Source organism: Okeania hirsuta (assembly GCF_003838195.1).
Classification (GTDB): domain Bacteria; phylum Cyanobacteriota; class Cyanobacteriia; order Cyanobacteriales; family Microcoleaceae; genus Okeania; species Okeania hirsuta.
The window spans coordinates 1-1645 of record NZ_RCBY01000557.1; the positions used below are offsets into that span (position 1 = coordinate 1).

1 protein-coding gene is annotated in these 1645 nt (G+C 31.4%); it reads left to right on the top strand.

The genetic code is table 11. From position 1 onward, the window contains the following. Positions 1-138 precede the first annotated feature (138 nt). Positions 139-1278, top strand: a complete 1140-nt coding sequence (locus tag D5R40_RS32810; RefSeq protein ID WP_124155148.1) for an ISAs1 family transposase — start codon at positions 139-141, stop codon at positions 1276-1278. Positions 1279-1645: the final 367 nt, after the last annotated feature.

The window sequence follows — 1645 nt, forward strand, 5'->3', positions numbered from 1 at the left end:
GTCAAAAATACCAAAATTTTCAAGAGTAAAAAGTCTCAAATCAATTCAATAATTAATACTTAAAAATTCCTAATTAAGTGTGGAATGTTAGATATTTATGAAGGATAATTATTGTAGTAATAATAGTAATATTTAACAATGAAACTCCAGGAAAAAAAGAGTATTTATGAGTATTTTAGTGAACTAGAAGACCCGAGGGTAGATAGAACTAAACGTCATCAATTAATTGATATTATTATAATTACGATTTGTGCTGTGATTTGTAGTGCGGATACATGGGTGGATATAGAAGCTTATGGTGAGTCTAAATATGAATGGCTAAAAAGTTTTTTAGAACTGCCTAATGGCATTCCATCTCATGATACATTTGCCAGAGTTTTTGCACGGCTAGACCCAGAAAAATTACAGCAATGTTTTTTGTCATGGATTCAGTCAGTAAGTCAAATAACTGATGGCGAAATCATAGCAATTGATGGAAAAACTCTCAGAGGTTCTTATGACAAAAAAAAATCTCAAAAACCTATTCACATGGTCAGTGCCTGGGCTACAGCAAATCGCCTAGTTTTAGGTCAAGTCAAAGTAGATAATAAATCGAATGAAATCACTGCAATTCCCCAACTTCTCAAAGTTTTATCCCTCTCTGGTTGTCTAGTTACTATTGATGCTATGGGATGGCAAAAAGAAATTGTTAAACAAATTACAGAACAACAAGCTGACTATGTAATTACTTTGAAAAAAAATCAAGGTTATTTTTATCAAAGGGTTGAAAAACTGCTGAATAAATTATCTAAAAATGAAGGAAAAGAAAGTACACAAAGTGATTATTGTAAACCAGAATTAGCTCATGGTCGTCAGGAATATCGATACTATTATATGGCGAGTAATATTGCCGAACAAGTAGATCCATTTGGAGAATGGAAAAATCTCAAATCAATTGGCTTTGTCGATTACTTTCGTTTTGAAAAAGATGGAAAAAGAACTTGTGAACGAAGATATTATATTAGTAGTTTATCCAATAATGCTGAACTATTAGCTGAAGCGATTCGTGGTCATTGGGGGATTGAAAATCAATTAAATTGGGTTCTGGATGTTCAATTTCAGGAAGATTGCTCTAGAATTAGAACAGATAATGCTCCAGAGAATTTGGCAGTAATTAGACAAATAGCTTTAAATTTATTAAATCAAGAAAAAACTGTAAAAACTGGAATAAAAAATCAACGAAAAAGAGCTGGATGGAACAACAATTACCTCCTCAAAGTTTTATTCAGCTCAGAATAAAATCTGAATGTAAATAAGTGAAAACATCTGGCAATGGAATTTTATCTTCCTATGCATTAGGAGAATAATTATTAATTTTAGTTTGATTATTTAAAAGTGATTGCAGACAGTAATATCGACAATAAAATTTAAATAATAATCTTATATGTCTCTCAATAAATTAAGTGATTGCAGTCTGCAATCTTGGTAAAAAAACAAAAATAAAAATCGAGTGAATTAGAGTGATTGCAGATAGTGATATCACCCATAAAGACTCCATTATCACTTCCATTTAAATTGAACAATAGATCAAGGCTATGTGTTGGTGTGGGTGAGCTTCGCTCACCCACACCAACAACAATAATGATTATCCCGTATCACAAATTAA

Excerpts from the sequence above, each read along its gene's own strand:
- D5R40_RS32810 (WP_124155148.1), top strand. The coding sequence starts at position 139 with ATGAAACTCCAGGAAAAAAAGAGTATTTATGAGTATTTTAGTGAACTA.